Genomic DNA, 16,982 nt, shown 5'->3' on the forward strand with positions numbered 1-16,982 from the left:
AGGAGCTGATTATGTTAAGGATGACCCCGCTTGCTTCTGCGATATTATTGTCTTTGTTGTCTTTTTCTGTCCTGTCGGCAGAAGAAACTTTTGATACACACTTTATGATGGGTGGGATGAAGGGCGAAAAAGTTTCTGCTTTACGCGTTAATGATAATCATCCTTTACCTGGACAATATGACGTGGATATCTATGTTAATAAACAGTGGCGCGGCAAATATGAGATCACAGTTAAAGATACGGCTGCTGAAACTTGCCTGACTCGCGATACCATCACGCGTTTAGGGATTAATACCGATAAGCTTGATAAAACCAAAAATTGCCTTTCTATTGAGCAAGCGGTGCAGGGCGGGAGTTATCGCTGGAACATAGGAAAATTTCAGTTAGATCTTAGCGTACCCCAGGCCTACGTTGACGAGCTGGAAAATGGCTATGTGCCGCCGGAAAGCTGGGATCGCGGTATCAATGCCCTTTATACCTCCTATTATCTCAGCCAGTACAATAGCGACTATAAGAATTCTGGTAACAGCAAAAGTACCTATGCGCGCTTTACCAGTGGATTAAACCTGCTGGGCTGGCAGTTGCATTCCGATGCCAGCTACAACAAAACGGATGATAGCAGCGGGGAATGGAAAAGTAACACCCTTTATCTGGAGTACGGTATTCCACAAATTCTCGGCACGTTACGCGCCGGGGATATGTACACCTCATCTGATATTTTTGACTCGGTACGCTTTCGTGGGGTGCGTTTATACCGCGATATGCAGATGTTACCCAACTCAAAACAAAGCTTTACCCCGGTAGTACAGGGGATTGCGCAGAGCAATGCGCTGGTCACTATTGAGCAGAACGGTTTTGTGGTGTATCAGAAAGAAGTATCGCCAGGCCCGTTTTCTATCGCGGATTTGCAGTTAGCAGGGGGAGGTGCAGATCTTGATGTTAGCATCAAAGAAGCTGATGGATCGGTTACCACCTATCTGGTGCCATATGCTGCGGTACCTAACATGTTGCAGCCTGGGGTCTCAAAATATGATTTTGCCGCCGGACGTAGCCATATCGAAGGGGCAAGTAATCAGACCGACTTTGCGCAGATGAGCTATCAATATGGGTGGAGTAACCTATTAACGTTATATGGCGGTACGATGCTCGCTGATAACTATAATTCGTTTACGTTAGGGACTGGCTGGAATACCCGAATTGGCGCCATCTCCGTGGATGCGACGCGTTCACACAGTAAACAGGATAATGGCGATGTATTTGATGGGCAAAGCTATCAAATTGCTTATAATAAATATTTGACACAAACCGCCACGCGTTTTGGCCTTGCTGCCTATCGATACTCATCACGGGATTATCGGACTTTTAACGATCACGTTTGGGCCAATAATAAAGACAGCTATCATCGTGATGAAAATGATGTTTATGACATTGCGGATTACTACCAGTATGATTTTGGTCGCAAAAACAGTTTTTCCGCCAATGTGAGCCAAACTTTACCGGCGGGCTATGGTTCCTTATCACTAAGTATATTGTGGCGCGATTACTGGGAGCGTAGTGGCACGAGTAAGGATTATCAGTTGAGTTATACCAATAACTGGCAACGTATTGGCTATACCTTTTCGGCCAGCCAGACCTATGACGAGGATCATCGCGAGGATAAGCGTTTTAACCTTTTAATTTCTGTTCCGTTTGACTGGGGGGATGATATTACCTCAAGACGCCGCCAGATATATTTATCTAACTCAACGACCTTTAATAACGATGGGTTTTCCTCAAACAATACCGGACTTTCCGGGACGATGGGCGATCGCGACCAGTTTAACTATGGCGTTAACCTGAGCCATCAGCGCCAGGACAGCGAAACGACGGCAGGCACCAACTTAACCTGGAACGCACCGCTTGCTAAACTAAGCGGTAGCTATAGCCAGTCTAATAAATACCGGCAGGCGGGTGGTAATATTTCGGGCGGGATAGTGGCCTGGTCCGGCGGGGTGAATCTGGCGAACCGCCTTTCCGATACATTTGCAGTAATGCAGGCGCCGGGACTGGAAGGCGCCTACGTCAACGGGCAACGTTACCGCACCACTAACCGCAGCGGTGTGGTGTTATATGATATGTTGACCCCGTACCGGGAAAATAGCCTGACGCTGGACGTTTCTAATACCGACAGTAAAACCGAGCTATTGGGTAACCGACACAGTGCCGCGCCTTATCGCGGCGCCGTGGTGCTGGTGAAATTCGATACCGACCAACGGCAGCCCTGGTTTATTCGCGCCCAGCGCCCGGATGGTTCGCCGTTAACTTTTGGTTATGAGGTGGAAGATAACCAAGGGAATAATATTGGCCTGGTCGGTCAGGGCAGCCAGCTCTTTATTCGTACAGACAGCGTGCCGCCGGAAATTAAAGTCGCAGTGGATAAACAACAGGGACTTTCATGCTCAATCTCCTTTGGTAAAACGATTGATGAAAGTAAAGTTTATATTTGTCGGTGAGGAGGAGATATGAGATTTATCCTGGGATTAATTTTGGTTATGATGTCAGGCTCAGTATCCTGCAATTGTTTTCCGGTTTCATTTCAATATTTTGATTTTAACCCAAGTACTGCTGGTGCAATAGCTGAAAGTGAAGTGATTGAGTTGGATTTGAATGATGCCTCTCTTAATTCATTTCAATCAAAAGAAGGTATTCCTCTTAATTTTACGGGAGGAAATAGTACCTATCATTGTGACTTTGGAACGTCTAACCCAGGCTCGCCTTATTATTTAATAGCCAAAACTCAAGAATCTGGCACCTCTGAATATTATCAGGTATTAACAACTGGAAATAATGAAGGTGTATATGTTGAAGTTCAGTTGTCTGTTAATGGTTCACTCGGGCCTTATAGCGTTGTAAATAGTTTTTTGGGTATTGCTCGTTATTATTTTAATTTTCCGAGAGATGATCTTAATTCTAAGGTAACCTATGCAATTAAATACAGATTAACGAAAAATAAATCTGTTTCATCTGAAATAAAAAAAATAGGGGAAACTGTGACTCTTAAAGATCATGTGCGTTTTAATGAAAGTTCCGGTTCGGATTCTTATAATTTAAAACAATATATAAGAGTTAAGTTTAATTACACTCCAACTACATGTTCTTTCAATGATACTACCGTTAAAGTTAGCAACATAAATTACGGAGATGTAAGTAAAGGGCTTGCGCATGATGCTGATGCCGAAGTGAAAATTGATTGTGACCAAATTGTGGCCTATGCCACAAGATCAGTTCATTACAGATTCGTTTCTGATAATGCTGTCGGTAATGTTTTACCTAATGAATATACGAATAGTGATAGCGCGGGAAATATTGGCTTTGAGTTAATAAAAGATGGTTCTGTAGTTAATTTAAGCAATAATCATTATGATCTGATAGCATGGGGAGATTTAAAAGAAAACGTGGCCAGAAATACGATTATACCGCTGAAATATAAATACACTCCTTATGGAGATAAGATATTTAAAGCCGGGCAGGTACTAAGCCGTGTAAAAATTGTTATCGATTATGATTGATCACGCTATGGTATTTTACGCACTCCTTCATCAGAGCGAGTGCGTGTTTTTTCACCGATGATAAAAAATCTCGCCGTCGTAGGCTTTAATGATCTTAGCATCGGCATCATTGACCAGCACATACGCGCCGCCCATGTAGGTCCAGTGGGTGCCAGCTGTCGGTGCGGGCAGGTTGCGCAGATTCCACTGCTTAATGGTGTATTCGCTGGTGAGATACAGTGGTGGAACTTTGTCACCGGGTTTGAAATGGGTGAAGTCAGCAATAAAACTTTTTAGCTCATATTGATCAATACCCTTTGCGGCAGCAGTAGCTGTAGGCGCGGCCCAGACGGTGCTGGTTACGAGCAACAGCGCGCCCAGCAACATTTTCTTCTTCATACCCATCCTCTCTACCTCTTCGGGTCATCAAAATCAGTCATGTATCATTCCTGGCTTACAGGGCATCTGACAAGGACTTTTTTGTTATCACTCCAGTAATTTCGTAAAAAGTGTAAATGAAAGTACAGAAATCCGGCAACCGTAACCAGCGGTTGCATTGCCAAAGCCTGCTCCGCGCCAATTTACATCGTTAAGCGCAGGCAGTATCCTGTTGCCGAAACCAGCATATTACGATTGTGTTTCAACGACTCGGGGTGCCCTTCTTTGTGAAGGCTGAGAAATACCCGTACCACCTGATCTGGATAATGCCAGCGTAGGGAAGTCTGACACTGCTCGTGTCCCTTCTTCGCGCGGGCAGGAGCTGAACCATGCAGCCTGACCTGCACAGCCGCGCGCTCGCGGCCCATGCCTTACACCACTTTAGAACGCTTTCCCCCCTCACGCACTGTATGACCAATGAGGTCGTGCAAAACTTTACCGCCAATACGCTGCTGGCGTTAGGCGCATCACCTGCGATGGTGGTTGAACCTGAAGAAGCCAGCCAGTTTGCGGCTATTGCCAGCGCATTGCTGGTTAACGTCGGCACGCTTACCCTGGAGCGGGCCACGGCGATGCGCGTCGCCGTTGAGCAGGCGCTTCTTGCTAAAACCCCCTGGACGCTCGATCCCGTTGCCGTGGGCGCTCTTGAGTTTCGCCGCCGCTTCTGTCTGGATTTACTGTCGCTACAGCCAGCCGTAATTCGCGGTAATGCCTCGGAAATACTGGCGCTGGCAGGAATGAACGGCGGGGGGCGTGGCGTGGACACGACCGATACGCCAGCCGCTGCGCTTGGCGCGGCCCGGGCGCTGGCCCGTCAGGTAGAGACCATCGTCGTGGTGACTGGCGAAGTGGACTATGTTACCGATGGTCTGCGCACTGTCTGCGTGAATGGCGGCGATCCGTTGATGACGCGCGTGGTCGGCACCGGATGTGCGCTATCTGCGGTCGTTGCGGCCAGTTGCGCGCTGCCCGGTGACCGGCTTGATAACGTCGCCTCCGCCTGTAGCTGGATGAAACAGGCCGGACAAATCGCCACGCAACAATCGACCGGGCCGGGCAGTTTTGTCCCGGCATTTCTCGACGCCCTCTATAACCTGAACGCGCAGGAGCAAGCATGAAACGGATTAACGCATTAACGATTGCCGGAACCGATCCCAGTGGTGGCGCGGGTATTCAGGCAGATTTAAAAACGTTCTCCGCGCTTGGCGCTTACGGCTGTTCGGTGATCACGGCGTTGGTGGCGCAAAATACGCGTGGGGTGCAGTCGGTGTATCGCATTGAACCTGACTTTGTCGCTGCGCAACTGGACTCGGTGTTCAGCGATGTACGTATCGACACCACCAAAATCGGCATGCTGGCGGAAGCGGATATTGTTGAAGCGGTCGCCGAACGTTTGCACCGCCATCGGGTGCAAAATGTGGTGCTGGATACGGTAATGCTGGCGAAAAGCGGCGATCCGTTACTATCGCCCGCGGCGGTAGAAACGTTGCGTACCCGTTTGCTGCCGCAGGTTTCAATTATCACCCCAAATTTGCCGGAGGCCGCGGCATTGCTCGGCACATCGCATGCGCAAACGGAACCGGAGATGTTAGAACAGGGAAGGGCGCTGCGAGCGCTGGGCTGTGAGGCGGTGCTGATGAAAGGCGGTCATCTGGAGGATGCGCAAAGCCCGGACTGGCTGTTTACCCGTGACGGCGAGCAGCGTTTTACTGCGCCCCGTGTTATCACTAAAAATACCCACGGTACCGGTTGTACGCTGTCCGCAGCGCTGGCGGCGCTGCGTCCACGGCATAACAACTGGGCTGATACGGTACAGGAAGCCAAGCTGTGGCTTTCAGCTGCGCTGGCACAAGCCGACACCCTTGAAGTCGGGCAGGGAATAGGTCCGGTACATCATTTCCACGCGTGGTGGTAATGAGTATACTGGCAGCAGAAACGTCTGCCTGGAAAAAGATAAATGGAACAAGCGCATACCCAGCTTATCGCGCAACTGAATGAACGCATTGCAGCGGCAGATAACACGCCGCTGTATATGAAATTTGCGCAAACGGTGAAGAACGCTGTACGCTGCGGGATCCTTGAGCATGGCAATATCCTGCCCGGCGAGCGCGATCTCAGTCAGTTGACCGGCGTGTCGCGAATTACGGTACGCAAGGCAATGCAGGCCCTGGAGGAAGAAGGTGTGGTGACACGCGCCCGCGGTTACGGGACGCAGATCAACAACATCTTCGAGTATTCGCTTAAAGAAGCGCGGGGTTTTTCGCAGCAGGTCGTTTTACGCGGTAAAAAACCAGATACGCTGTGGGTCAATAAGCGCATTGTGCCTTGTCCGGAAGAGGTAGCGCAGCAGTTGGCTGTTGCCGCCGGGAGTGACGTTTTCCTGCTCAAACGTATTCGCTATGTCGATGAAGACGCCGTTTCTATTGAAGAGTCATGGGTGCCGGTCCAACTAATCCATGATGTGGATGCCATCGGCGTTTCGCTGTACGACTATTTTCGCAGCCAGCATATCTTCCCGCAGCGCACGCGCTCACGCGTCAGCGCCCGGATGCCTGACGCAGAGTTCCAGGCACACATTCAAATGGACAGCAAAGTGCCGGTGCTGGTGATCAAGCAGGTAGCGCTTGACCAGCAGCAACGGCCCATTGAATACAGCATCAGCTATTGCCGAAGCGATCTATACGTCTTTGTGTGCGAGGAGTAACGCCTCTCGCGAGGGGGCGCAATCGCCGCCGCGATGCCCGACTACCCAGGAAGCCACCGCATTGCCCAGCAGTACCGCATCAGCCAGCGGCCAGCCTGACGCCAGTCCGGCCAGCATGCCGCCGGCGTGGCTGTCGCCCGCGCCAATGGTATCCACGACGGTCGCCTTAAATGCTGGTACGCAACCGGATGTTTGCGCGCTGAAATACCACGCGCCGTCTTTATCGTGGCGTATCACTACCGGCGCGGCGAAACGGTGCACCCACTCTGCGCCAAAAGCCTGTACATCCTGGCTTAATGCAAACCGCTCGGCGGCAATTTCGGCCTCCTGTCGATTGAGTGATACCAGTGGGCGGCAGGCCATGATTCGCGCCATTAAGGCGACTGAAATATCGCCGATTCGCGGACCAAAATCGATAAACGGCGTCACGTCTTCCAGACCTTCCAGCCACTGTACCAACAGCTCGCCACATGGAGAGGCTAACTGATAGCCTGACAGATAGACCAGGCTGTTACGCGGGATGTTCAGATGCGCCAACCAGTCGGTGTTCCACTGGTTTTCGACGCCGCTAAAAGACATAAAGGTTCGTTCGCCATCCGGTTCCACCAGCGCCAGACACCAACCGTTATCGCCTTCTGCGTTGTCGATCAGGCTATGCAATCCCTCTTTTGCCATCCGGTTGCGGATAATATCGGCCCATACCCCCTGACCCAGCGGTAGCGCATTGCTGGCGCTGATACCTAAACGCCTGAGCGCAACGGCAATATTGAGCGCGCAGCCGCCAATGTTAACGCCTTGCTGCTTAAGCTCGATATCACACCCGCGCCAGGGGAGGGCATACGCATCGGCAATAACATCAATGACCGCTGCCCCCACCACCGTAACCGGCCTGTGTGAACCTAACTGCGGGAGAAGTTGTTGCAGACGCGTGGTGCTGTTCATAGCGCCTCCCGTTGTCCGCGCAGTCGCAGTAATCCATTGGCGTAGCGGTTAAAGTCCAGCTGATTTACCGCATCCAGTTCCTGTTTCAATGCCGGGTCAATCGCGCTTACGCCATGTAACGCACCGCAAATAGCGGTCGCCATTGCCCCGATGGTGTCGGTATCGCCCCCAAGATTCGCGCACAGAATGGCGCAGCGGTTAGGATCGGTCTGCGCCAGTTCGACCATCGCGATGGCGCAGGGCACGGACTCAATGGTGCTGGTTCCGGCCCCAACGACCTGGTATAACTGCTCGCTGGCGGACTCTATACCATCGGCATGACGAACGATTTTCAGCGCCAGTTCAAGACGGGCAGAGAGCGAGGCGCTAAAGGTGGTGATCCGTTTTTGCTGCGCATGTCGGGCAATGGCAGGCAGCGCGTCGACGATCTCCGACCATTTTCCTCCGTCGATAGCACGCGACACCGCCCACGCGATGACGACAGCGCCGGCGATAGCCAGATCCGATTTATGTGTCGGGCTGGAGGCCAGTGCGACGTCATCAATAAAGGTATCGAGATCGCGCGCGGGCAGCAGACATCCCAGCGGCGAAACGCGCATTGCCGCTCCGTTAGTGACGCCATTATTTTCCAGTTCGGCAACAGGTTTGCCGTTGCGAATGGCATTTAGCGCAATTTTTGACGTTGGACCAAGCACGTTTTTATTAAAGGCATCGAAACGCTCGGCCCAGGCCAGAATATTGCGGCCAATAACGTCTGGAACTATCTTTCCATCACATTCAAGCAAGGCATCAGCCAGACACAGGGCCATGGATGTGTCATCGGTAAACTCCGCCTGGTTAAAATAACAGGCGGCATTATTCTCCGCAGGTCCAGGCAAAAAACGGTCGATCCAACCGAAGTGTGCTTTAACCCGGGTTCTTGGCCACAGTTCAGACGGCATGCCCATCGCATCCCCTAACGCCTGCCCATAAAGAGCACCGAGAATACGTTCTGCTTTCATTTCACTTCCCCTTGTTTCAACTCTACATCGCGATCGTCCACCTGAATGGCGGTAATTTCTTTATCTGATTCGCGAAAGAAAATCATAAACAGCACGGCAATGACGGCGATCATGATCGCGCCAAATCCCCACATGCCCGCCCAGTTGAAGGTGAGACCATTAATCGGTTCCTTATAGGCAAACATTTTTTCCATCATTACGCCGCCCAGGCGATAACCCAGCAGGCTGCCGAATCCCTGACAGCAGAGCGTGATAAGCCCTTGCGCTGCGGTGCGCATGTGTACCGGCGCTTTTTTATCGACATAGATATAAGCCGTAACGTAGTAGAAGTCGTAACTGACGCCGTGTAGCAGAATGCCGAGAAACAGCAGGGCATAAGTGAAATATTCTTCCGCACCGCCGTAAACGAAGAATCCGTAGCGGATAGCCGCAGTAATAAGACCAAGCAGTAATACCTTTTTAATGCCAAAGCGTTTGGTGAAGAACGGCAGCGCCAGCATAAAGAAGATTTCAGAGAACTGGCCCAGCGTCATCCAACCGGTCGCATTTTTCATCCCCACTTCTGTCAGATAACCGTTGGCGAAGATGTAATAAAATGCCAGCGGCATGGCAAACAGGAATGAGCAACAGAAAAAGACGAGGAAGTTCTTATCCCGCAGAAGGATCAGCGCATCCAGCCCCAGCATGACTTTGAAATCCATCTTGCCGGTACTTTTCGGCGGCGTATCCGGTAAAAAGAACGCAAAAACGCCTAACAGCGCGGAACTTCCGGCCGTAACAAGCAGGGGGATATTGGTGGGGGAAATATCGCTATAGCCGAGCATTTGCGGCAAGAAGCCGCAGGCTAAACCAGACGCAATCCAGCCAATGGTGCCCATCACGCGAATGCGTGGGAAATCACGTTCCACGTCCGGTACGTTGGCAAAAGCGATACTGTTGGTTAACGCAATTGTCGGCATATAGGTCAGTGAATAGGCCAGTAACAGCGGGAAGAATCCGCTAAAGGTGGTTTGCTGCGCGGCGAAGTACATCAGGATAGCGCCGACAAACATCAATACGGCGAGGACTTTTTGCGCTGAGAAGAAACGGTCAGTGATGGAGCCGACCAGTATCGGCGACAGGATCGCAGCAATGGCGGTACAGGCGTACGACCAACCAATTTCACCCGCGGTAAAGCCACTTTTGCTGAGCCACAGCCAAAGCGGGACAAACCAGGCGCCCCAGATAAACCACTCAACAAACATCATGAACGACAGCTTAACTGTAGTTTTCATCTTTAAATCCTTCATGACAGGTAAGGTACGCGTTGATAGTACCACCTGATAATACCTTTAAAATACCTTTGCGGTCTAAATTTGACCGCCTTAACACTATTTCTTCCTGAATCGTTCCAGCGGAAATCGCTGAAAAGTGCGCTAAAGATGGAAAAAAAGCGCAGTCGGTACCAGGCTTATTGCTGCCCGCAAAAAAGCGGGTCAGGATAATTCACATTCCGATTATTAATCGGAACTTACGGGAGCATAGCTATGACTGATATTGCGCAGTTGCTTGGCAAAGATGCCGACAGCCTTTTACAGCATCGTTGTATGACCATTCCTTCTGACCAACTTTACCTGCCAGGACATGATTACGTTGATCGCGTAATGGTTGATAACAACCGTCCCCCAGCCGTACTGCGTAATATGCAGACGCTGTATAACACGGGGCGCCTGGCCGGAACAGGGTACCTGTCGATTCTTCCGGTGGACCAGGGCGTGGAGCACTCCGCAGGGGCATCGTTTGCGGCTAACCCGTTGTACTTTGATCCAAAGAATATCGTGGAACTGGCAATCGAAGCAGGGTGTAACTGCGTGGCATCGACCTATGGCGTGCTGGCTTCTGTTTCCCGCCGTTACGCGCACCGTATTCCGTTCCTTGTGAAGATTAACCACAACGAAACGCTCAGTTATCCCAATACGTTTGACCAGACGTTATATGCCAGCGTCGAGCAGGCGTTCAATATGGGCGCGGTGGCGGTCGGGGCGACTATCTATTTCGGTTCTGAGGAGTCTCGACGTCAGATTGAGGAGATTTCCGCCGCGTTTGAGCGTGCCCATGAGCTGGGTATGGTCACCGTACTGTGGGCTTATCTGCGTAACTCCGCGTTTAAGAAAGACGGGGTGGATTATCATGTCTCCGCCGATCTCACCGGTCAGGCTAACCATCTGGCCGCCACCATTGGGGCGGATATCGTGAAGCAGAAAATGGCGGAAAATAACGGCGGATACAAAGCCGTTAACTTTGGCTACACCGACGATCGCGTCTACAACAAGCTGACCAGCGACAACCCGATTGACCTGGTACGTTATCAGTTGGCGAACTGCTATATGGGGCGCGCCGGATTAATTAACTCTGGCGGCGCTGCCGGTGGAGAAACCGATCTGAGCGATGCGGTACGTACGGCGGTCATTAATAAGCGCGCTGGCGGTATGGGGCTGATTCTTGGACGCAAAGCATTCAAGAAAACCATGGCCGACGGCGTTAAGCTGATTAACGCCGTGCAGGATGTTTATCTGGACAGCAAAGTCACCATTGCCTGATTGCGGCGGGGGGCCGTTTTGTTAGCGCAACAACGGGCAACCCGGCGGCAATCTGCAACGTAGCGCAGCGGGCAGGATTTCAATATGAAACTCCTGTCCGCTGAGCGGTTCGCCATCAAGATTAAAGGTAATTTCGTGTGGGGCGCGGATGTCAAACCACGATGAAGCGCCATCAATGATATTAGGGTTTTCTTCAGATTGCGTTAACGCTGAAAGCAGCCCGGGCAGCAACTCCTCGCCGGTAAAAATGCGCAGTTGCAGCAATCCGTCGTTAATCAGCGCCGTCGGGCAAAGCTGTTGTCCACCACCGGCCTGGCGGCCATTACCAATCCCAATCACCAGCGCTTTGCCCTGCCAGTGAAAATCTTCTCCACGGATGTCGCAGACGTCGGGCTTGAGCGTATCCATGCGCATTAAACCGTGAATAAAATACGATACGCCGCCCAGCGCGGCTTTGAGTTTTTCTGGCGTTTCGGTGGTGATACGAGTGCCGAAGCCGCCGGTCGCCATGTTGATAAAACAGGTTTTATCATTGACCTGCACCATATCGATCTCTGTCGCATTTCCGGCGATAGCCAGTTTTAACGCTTTATCCAATGCTTCAGGAATACCCACGCTGGTGGCAAAGTCATTCGCCGTTCCCAACGGTAAAATACCCAGGGCGGGAACATTGCCGTCCTGCGACTGGATTAGCGCTGTCGAGACTTCGTTGATCGTGCCATCGCCGCCGCCGGCAATCACTGTTGCAACGCCTAATCGACGCGCTTCATCCACGTAACGTTGAGCGTCGCCTTTTTCCCAGGTGACGCGTACATGAATTTCCACGCCCTCATCGCGAAGTTGCGCAATAGTTTCACGCAGAGGGAGATTATCAGCACTTTTTCCATTGAGGATCAGCAAGCTGGCAGGAAACGCTATCATCCTTATGCCTCATTCTTTATCGTTTTAATTAGTGTATGCCATGAATGCATTTCTGGCGTAAGAACTGACTGAAAGCGCAGGCGAAGAGATAAAAAAAGCCGCGGTTGCGGCTTTTCAGATTGAGCGGAAATTACTGCGGGAACCACTGATCGCTGATTTTTTGGTAGGTGCCGTCCGCTTTGATGGCGGCCAGTGCGTTATTCAGTTTTTCCAGCAGGGCTTTGTTATCCGGGCGAACCGCAATGCCAAGACCGGTACCGAAGTATTGTGGGTCGGTCACTTTGTCGGTAGCCACGCCTAACTGCGGGTTAGTTTTCAGCCACTCGTTAACGACGGCGGTATCGCCAAATACGCCATCAATACGGCCATTTTTCAGGTCGATAATCGCATTCTGATAGCTGTCATAGGCCACGGTTTTCACTTCAGGATGTTTGTCCTGCAGGTATTTCTGGTGCGTGGTGCCGTTTTCCATACCGATGCGTTTTCCTTTCAGATCGGCAAAGGTTTTATAGGCGTCTTTCTTGGCAATAACCAGCGCGGAGTTAGCATAGTAAGGCTGAGTGAACGCAACCTGTTTGCTACGCTCAGGCGTGATATCCATTCCGGAAATCACTGCATCATATTTTTTGAATTTCAGCGCGGGGATCAGGCTGTCGAAAGCATGATTGGTAAAAGTACATTCCGCCTGCATTTGTTTACACAGCGCCGTTGCCAGGTCAATGTCAAAACCGACAATTTTGTTGCTCGCGTCCAGCGATTCAAATGGCGGATAAGTCGCTGATACACCAAAGCTAATTTTATCAGCGGCTGAGGTGCCAGCGGCGAAAGTAGCCAGTAATGCGGCCAGTACTAACTTTTTCATGGTGGAACTCCCGTCTGTCAATCTTATGATGATTTACCGTGTCTGCGGCGTGAATTAACAATGCCATTTAATGAATTTATATGCAATAAAAATGATTAAATATTTTATCGATATAAAAAAAGACGGGCGGTTGTTAGACTTGCCCGTCTTTTATTTTTTGCTTTATGCAGTTATCGGCTTAATTCCGGTGTTCAAACGCCAGCGCTTTACGTTCGATTAAGCGCATCATCAGCGTCAGCAAACCGTTGACGATCAGGTAAATCACGCCCGCCGCGCCGAAGACCATGACGTCATAAGTGCGACCATACAGCAGTTGGCTATAACCCATGACTTCCATCAGCGTGATAGTGTAAGCCAGTGAGGTACTTTTAAACACCAGCACCACTTCGTTGGAATACGAGGAGAGGGCGCGTTTAAAGGCGTATGGCAACAGAATCGCCAGCGTATCCTTTTTGCTCATCCCTAATGCACCGCATGACTGCCACTGGCCTTCCGGGATGGCGCGGATAGCGCCGTAGAACAGCTGCGTGGTGTAAGCCGCACTGTTTAACGACAGCGCAATTAACGCGCACAGCCACGGTTCGGAGAGCAGATGCCACAGTACCGGATATTCCTGCAGCGTCGGGAACTGTCCTGGCCCGTAGTAGATCAGGAAGATTTGCACCAGCAACGGCGTACCGGTAAACAGCGTGATATAGGCGCGGACCAACCAGACCAGTACCGGCGTTTTTAGCGTCAGGATGACGGTAAAAATCAGCGCCAGCACCAGAGCAACCACGATGGAGGCGACCGTCAGCGTCAGGCTGGTATGCAGCCCTTTCAACAATTCAGGTAAATACTCAAGCATCAGCCTGGTCTCCGCTCAAAACGTGTCGCGCGCAGGTCAATGCGTTTGAGAATGTACTGACTCACCAGCGTAATCACCAGGTAAATAGCCGCCGCCACTATGTACCAGGTAAATGGCTCCTGGGTACGCGTGGCAATGCTTTTGGTTTGCAGCATCAGATCGTTCACGCTGATCAGGCTGACCAGCGCGGTATCTTTCAGCAATACCAGCCACTGGTTACCCAGCCCCGGCAGAGCGTGACGCCACATCTGCGGCATCACCAGACGAAAGAAGATCGCGGCTTTAGACAAACCCAACGCCTGACCGGATTCCCATTGTCCGAGCGGCACGGCCTTCAGCGCGCCACGCAGCGTTTGCGACGCATAGGCTGCGTACAGCAAAGACAGCGCAATCACACCGCACAGGAACGGACTGACGTCGAAGTTTTCGATCTGCATCTGTACCGGGATTTCTACAAACCCGAGATTAATCGTAAAACCATCGGCCAGCGTCAGCAGCAGTTGCGAGGAGCCGAAATAGATAAACAGAACCACCAGAATTTCTGGTAACCCGCGCAGAATGGTGACCAGCGCAGAACCTGCCCACGCCACTGGACGCCATTTTACGGACTCCCAGACGGCAAAAAACATGGCGAGCGCAAGGCCGATGATCAGCGCACAAACCGCAAGGCCGACGGTCATCCCGGCGGCGCTTGCTAACGGAAAAAATTCATTCATCAAATATTACTTCTGGAACCATTTGTTGTAGATGGTCTCGTAAGTCCCATCTTTCTTCACTTTTTCCAGCGCAGTGTTAAATTTCTGCTGCAGCTCAGTGTTGCCCTGACGCACCGCGATGCCCAGACCTGTACCGAAGTAATCTTTATCCGTCACTTTGTCGCCAACAGCGGCCAGTTTTGGATTGTCTTTCAGCCATTCGGTTACCACTGCGGTATCACCGAAGACGCCGTCAATGCGACCGTTTTGCAGATCGAGCTTGGCATTCTGGTAGCTGTCATACGGTACGGTGGTCACTTCCGGATGCTTATCCATGATGAATTTCTGGTGCGTCGTCCCGTTTTGTACGCCAACTTTTTTGCCTTTCAGCTGATCAATGCTGGTGTATTTACCCTGCTGGCCAACAAACAGCGCAGAGTTGTCGTAGTAAGGGGTGGTAAACAGGACCTGTTTTTCACGCTCAGGCGTGATGTCCATACCGGCCATCACCGCGTCAAAACGACGGAATTTCAGGCTCGGGATCAGGCTGTCGAAGGCCTGATTGGTGAAGGTACAGGTGGCGTCAATCTCTTTACACAGCGCGTTCGCCAGATCAACGTCAAAACCGACGATCTTGTTATTCGCATCGATAGATTCAAATGGAGGATAAGACGCTTCGGTGGCGAAACGAATGGTTTGGGCTGCGGTAGCGGAAAGGCTAAAACCTGCGATTAGCGCGGCAATCAGAACTTTTTTCATTGTATTGTCCCGAATCTTAGTGAGAAAGATAGTTTTTAAATGCTTCGGTTTGCGGGTTGGCAAAGCAGCTCGCATCCCCAAACTCGACGATATGACCGTTTTCCATATACACCACACGACTGGCCGTTTTACGAGCAACTTCCACTTCGTGGGTGACGATCACCTGAGTAATGTTGGTTTCCGCCAGCTCACGAATGATGCTGACGATTTGCGCGGTAATTTCCGGATCAAGCGCGGCGGTCGGTTCATCAAACAGCAGCACCTGCGGTTCCATCATCAACGCGCGGGCAATGGCTACACGCTGCTGCTGGCCGCCGGAGAGATGCAACGGATAACGATCGCTGTAGGGCTTCAGACGCAGACGTTCGAGCAGTTTCTCGGCGCGCGCCATTGCTTGCTCTTTTGTCAGACCGAGCACACGGCAGGGCGCTTCAATCAGATTCTGCACAACCGTGAGGTGCGGCCAAAGATTATATTGCTGAAAAACCATACCCACGTTCTGGCGCAGATCGCGAATAGCTTTATCTGACGGTGTTTTCGTGAAGTCGAAACGGTTACCCGCAATAGAGAGCGTGCCCGAGCGCGGCATCTCAAGCAGGTTGAGTACACGCAGTAGCGAGCTTTTCCCGGCTCCACTAGGGCCAAGTAACACCAGTGTTTCACCCTGAGGGCAATCCAGCGTGATATCGAACAGCGCCTGATGTGCGCCGTAGAAGCAGTTAATGCCGTTTAATTGAATACTCATTGATTCTCGTATGCTGGCAGTCTGATAGCTATACACTTCATCCTTCAAGCTGCCTCTTTGTTGGCTGCATTCATTCACTCCAGTCACGTACTATTCGTACGCTCCTGGAGATTCATTCACTTGCCGCCTCGACGCATCATGAATGATTTTGTGTATATTGAAGCCGCAGATACTACCTTTGACAGAATAGTTATGCAATATTTATGCGTTAAAAGTTAAATGCAAACCGCATTCTTATCTAAACATAGCACAAAATAGCGGGGCCACCAGCGGGCAAGAATAATTGTCGGCATTCTATGCAGAATGCCGGACAATTTATGGGGGTTATGATGCGGGCGGGTGAATGGGGGCGACTAACGGTTTTCCACAGACTGGCGCAGCGTCCCGGCTGGCGCGTGTACGCTGCCGCCCAGATAGCGGACGTCGTCTACTACCCAGCACTGGCCTTCGCGGATCATCAGCACTTCGTCACGCCAGCTTTGGTCACCCTGTTTCAGCTCTACGCGCAGCGGAATGTTGCGTGCATCACTATTCGGAATAGTCGATGCGCTGGCGACGCTGGCGCTATCCGGTAACGTAGAGCGGCTGGAGAACGGATCGCTGTTAAACAGATCGCGATGCGCGTTATCACGGCTGGCATCGGTCAGCAGTTTAGCCAGATTGTCGCTGAGGTATGGATGAAGGGGGGGAATGTCATTGTTTCGATGCTGAATACGGTAATCATAGAATTGTTGAGCCACGCTGTCTGGCCCGCCTTCTACGCATGCACCGCTCCGCGTGCCGTTATCTTTATAGGCCGGAGTCACGGTAGTACAGGCGCTGAGAAGTAGTGCACATGGAACCAGCAGAGAGAGTTTCGAGTAGCGCATAATGATTTCCTTATTAGCTTTCTACTATTAGTGTTCTACGTTGATAGAATATATCCTTTCAATGATAGTGGATCGGTTCGATAATGCTTTTGA

At 51.2% G+C, this 16,982-nt stretch carries 17 protein-coding genes and 1 riboswitch; of the genes, 6 read left to right on the forward strand and 11 right to left on the reverse strand.

Features of this window, described 5'->3' with window-relative positions; genetic code table 11:
- Positions 1-11: 11 nt before the first annotated feature.
- Together AC534G_RS08865 and AC534G_RS08870 are read left to right on the forward strand one after the other, a co-directional pair.
- Positions 12-2,492, forward strand: coding sequence for a fimbrial biogenesis outer membrane usher protein (locus tag AC534G_RS08865; protein WP_199981074.1), 2,481 nt, complete (start codon positions 12-14; stop codon positions 2,490-2,492).
- A 9-nt stretch (positions 2,493-2,501) separates the two neighbouring features.
- On the forward strand, positions 2,502-3,548 hold the full coding sequence (locus AC534G_RS08870; protein ID WP_199981073.1) for a fimbrial protein: 1,047 nt from the start codon (positions 2,502-2,504) through the stop codon (positions 3,546-3,548).
- 51 nt (positions 3,549-3,599) lie between these two features.
- Here the strand turns inward: AC534G_RS08870 and AC534G_RS08875 are convergent, their stop codons facing one another.
- Positions 3,600-3,926, reverse strand: a complete 327-nt coding sequence (locus tag AC534G_RS08875) for an RcnB family protein (RefSeq protein ID WP_032940076.1) — start codon at positions 3,924-3,926, stop codon at positions 3,600-3,602.
- 240 nt (positions 3,927-4,166) lie between these two features.
- Positions 4,167-4,263: riboswitch (TPP riboswitch) on the forward strand.
- 31 nt (positions 4,264-4,294) lie between these two features.
- On the opposite strand from AC534G_RS08875, the gene thiM reads away from it, so the two are divergent.
- Genes thiM through AC534G_RS08890 form a run of 3 tightly spaced genes read left to right on the forward strand, consistent with a single transcriptional unit; the run spans position 4,295 to position 6,669 of the window.
- Positions 4,295-5,083 carry a hydroxyethylthiazole kinase gene (gene thiM, locus AC534G_RS08880; RefSeq protein WP_038641915.1) on the forward strand — a complete coding sequence of 263 codons (789 nt, stop codon included), beginning with the start codon at positions 4,295-4,297 and terminating at the stop codon, positions 5,081-5,083.
- A complete protein-coding gene (gene thiD / locus AC534G_RS08885; RefSeq protein WP_069323464.1) occupies positions 5,080-5,880 on the forward strand; it encodes a bifunctional hydroxymethylpyrimidine kinase/phosphomethylpyrimidine kinase in 801 nt (266 codons plus the stop codon). Before thiM ends, thiD begins: the two co-directional genes overlap by 4 nt.
- Positions 5,881-5,922: 42 nt before the next feature.
- Positions 5,923-6,669: a GntR family transcriptional regulator gene (locus AC534G_RS08890; protein ID WP_038641911.1), complete on the forward strand. Its 747-nt coding sequence runs from the start codon at positions 5,923-5,925 to the stop codon at positions 6,667-6,669.
- On the opposite strand, the gene AC534G_RS08895 is transcribed toward AC534G_RS08890, so the two are convergent.
- Genes AC534G_RS08895 through AC534G_RS08905 form a run of 3 tightly spaced genes read right to left on the reverse strand, consistent with a single transcriptional unit; the run spans position 6,643 to position 9,886 of the window.
- Positions 6,643-7,611, reverse strand: a complete 969-nt coding sequence (locus AC534G_RS08895; RefSeq protein WP_110497445.1) for a PfkB family carbohydrate kinase — start codon at positions 7,609-7,611, stop codon at positions 6,643-6,645. The genes AC534G_RS08890 and AC534G_RS08895 overlap by 27 nt on opposite strands.
- On the reverse strand, positions 7,608-8,612 hold the full coding sequence (locus AC534G_RS08900; RefSeq protein ID WP_069323467.1) for an ADP-ribosylglycohydrolase family protein: 1,005 nt from the start codon (positions 8,610-8,612) through the stop codon (positions 7,608-7,610). Before AC534G_RS08900 ends, AC534G_RS08895 begins: the two co-directional genes overlap by 4 nt.
- On the reverse strand, positions 8,609-9,886 hold the full coding sequence (locus tag AC534G_RS08905) for a nucleoside permease (RefSeq protein WP_110497447.1): 1,278 nt from the start codon (positions 9,884-9,886) through the stop codon (positions 8,609-8,611). The genes AC534G_RS08900 and AC534G_RS08905 overlap by 4 nt, the downstream gene beginning before the upstream one ends.
- A gap of 252 nt (positions 9,887-10,138) precedes the next feature.
- On the opposite strand from AC534G_RS08905, the gene fbaB reads away from it, so the two are divergent.
- Positions 10,139-11,191: a class I fructose-bisphosphate aldolase gene (gene fbaB, locus AC534G_RS08910; RefSeq protein ID WP_038641899.1), complete on the forward strand. Its 1,053-nt coding sequence runs from the start codon at positions 10,139-10,141 to the stop codon at positions 11,189-11,191.
- A 21-nt stretch (positions 11,192-11,212) separates the two neighbouring features.
- Here fbaB and yegS read toward each other — a convergent pair whose 3' ends face one another.
- From yegS to AC534G_RS08945, 7 genes are all read right to left on the reverse strand, one after another.
- Entirely contained in the window at positions 11,213-12,112 is a 900-nt protein-coding gene (gene yegS / locus AC534G_RS08915) for a lipid kinase YegS (protein WP_069323468.1), read from the reverse strand.
- A gap of 130 nt (positions 12,113-12,242) precedes the next feature.
- Positions 12,243-12,974, reverse strand: a complete 732-nt coding sequence (gene artJ, locus AC534G_RS08920) for an arginine ABC transporter substrate-binding protein ArtJ (RefSeq protein WP_069323469.1) — start codon at positions 12,972-12,974, stop codon at positions 12,243-12,245.
- 178 nt (positions 12,975-13,152) lie between these two features.
- On the reverse strand, positions 13,153-13,821 hold the full coding sequence (gene artM / locus AC534G_RS08925; protein ID WP_003844364.1) for an arginine ABC transporter permease ArtM: 669 nt from the start codon (positions 13,819-13,821) through the stop codon (positions 13,153-13,155).
- The gene (artQ, locus tag AC534G_RS08930; protein ID WP_038641891.1) at positions 13,821-14,537 is read right to left on the reverse strand and encodes an arginine ABC transporter permease ArtQ; all 717 of its coding nucleotides are present in this window, start codon (positions 14,535-14,537) and stop codon (positions 13,821-13,823) included. Before artQ ends, artM begins: the two co-directional genes overlap by 1 nt.
- Positions 14,538-14,543: 6 nt before the next feature.
- Positions 14,544-15,275, reverse strand: coding sequence for an arginine ABC transporter substrate-binding protein ArtI (artI, locus tag AC534G_RS08935; RefSeq protein ID WP_038641889.1), 732 nt, complete (start codon positions 15,273-15,275; stop codon positions 14,544-14,546).
- Positions 15,276-15,291: 16 nt separating this feature from the next.
- The gene (gene artP / locus AC534G_RS08940) at positions 15,292-16,020 is read right to left on the reverse strand and encodes an arginine ABC transporter ATP-binding protein ArtP (protein ID WP_003027295.1); all 729 of its coding nucleotides are present in this window, start codon (positions 16,018-16,020) and stop codon (positions 15,292-15,294) included.
- Between the two features lie 353 nt (positions 16,021-16,373).
- The gene (locus AC534G_RS08945; protein ID WP_110497449.1) at positions 16,374-16,889 is read right to left on the reverse strand and encodes a lipoprotein; all 516 of its coding nucleotides are present in this window, start codon (positions 16,887-16,889) and stop codon (positions 16,374-16,376) included.
- Positions 16,890-16,982: the final 93 nt, after the last annotated feature.

The organism is Citrobacter sp. CRE-46 (genome assembly GCF_059615875.1).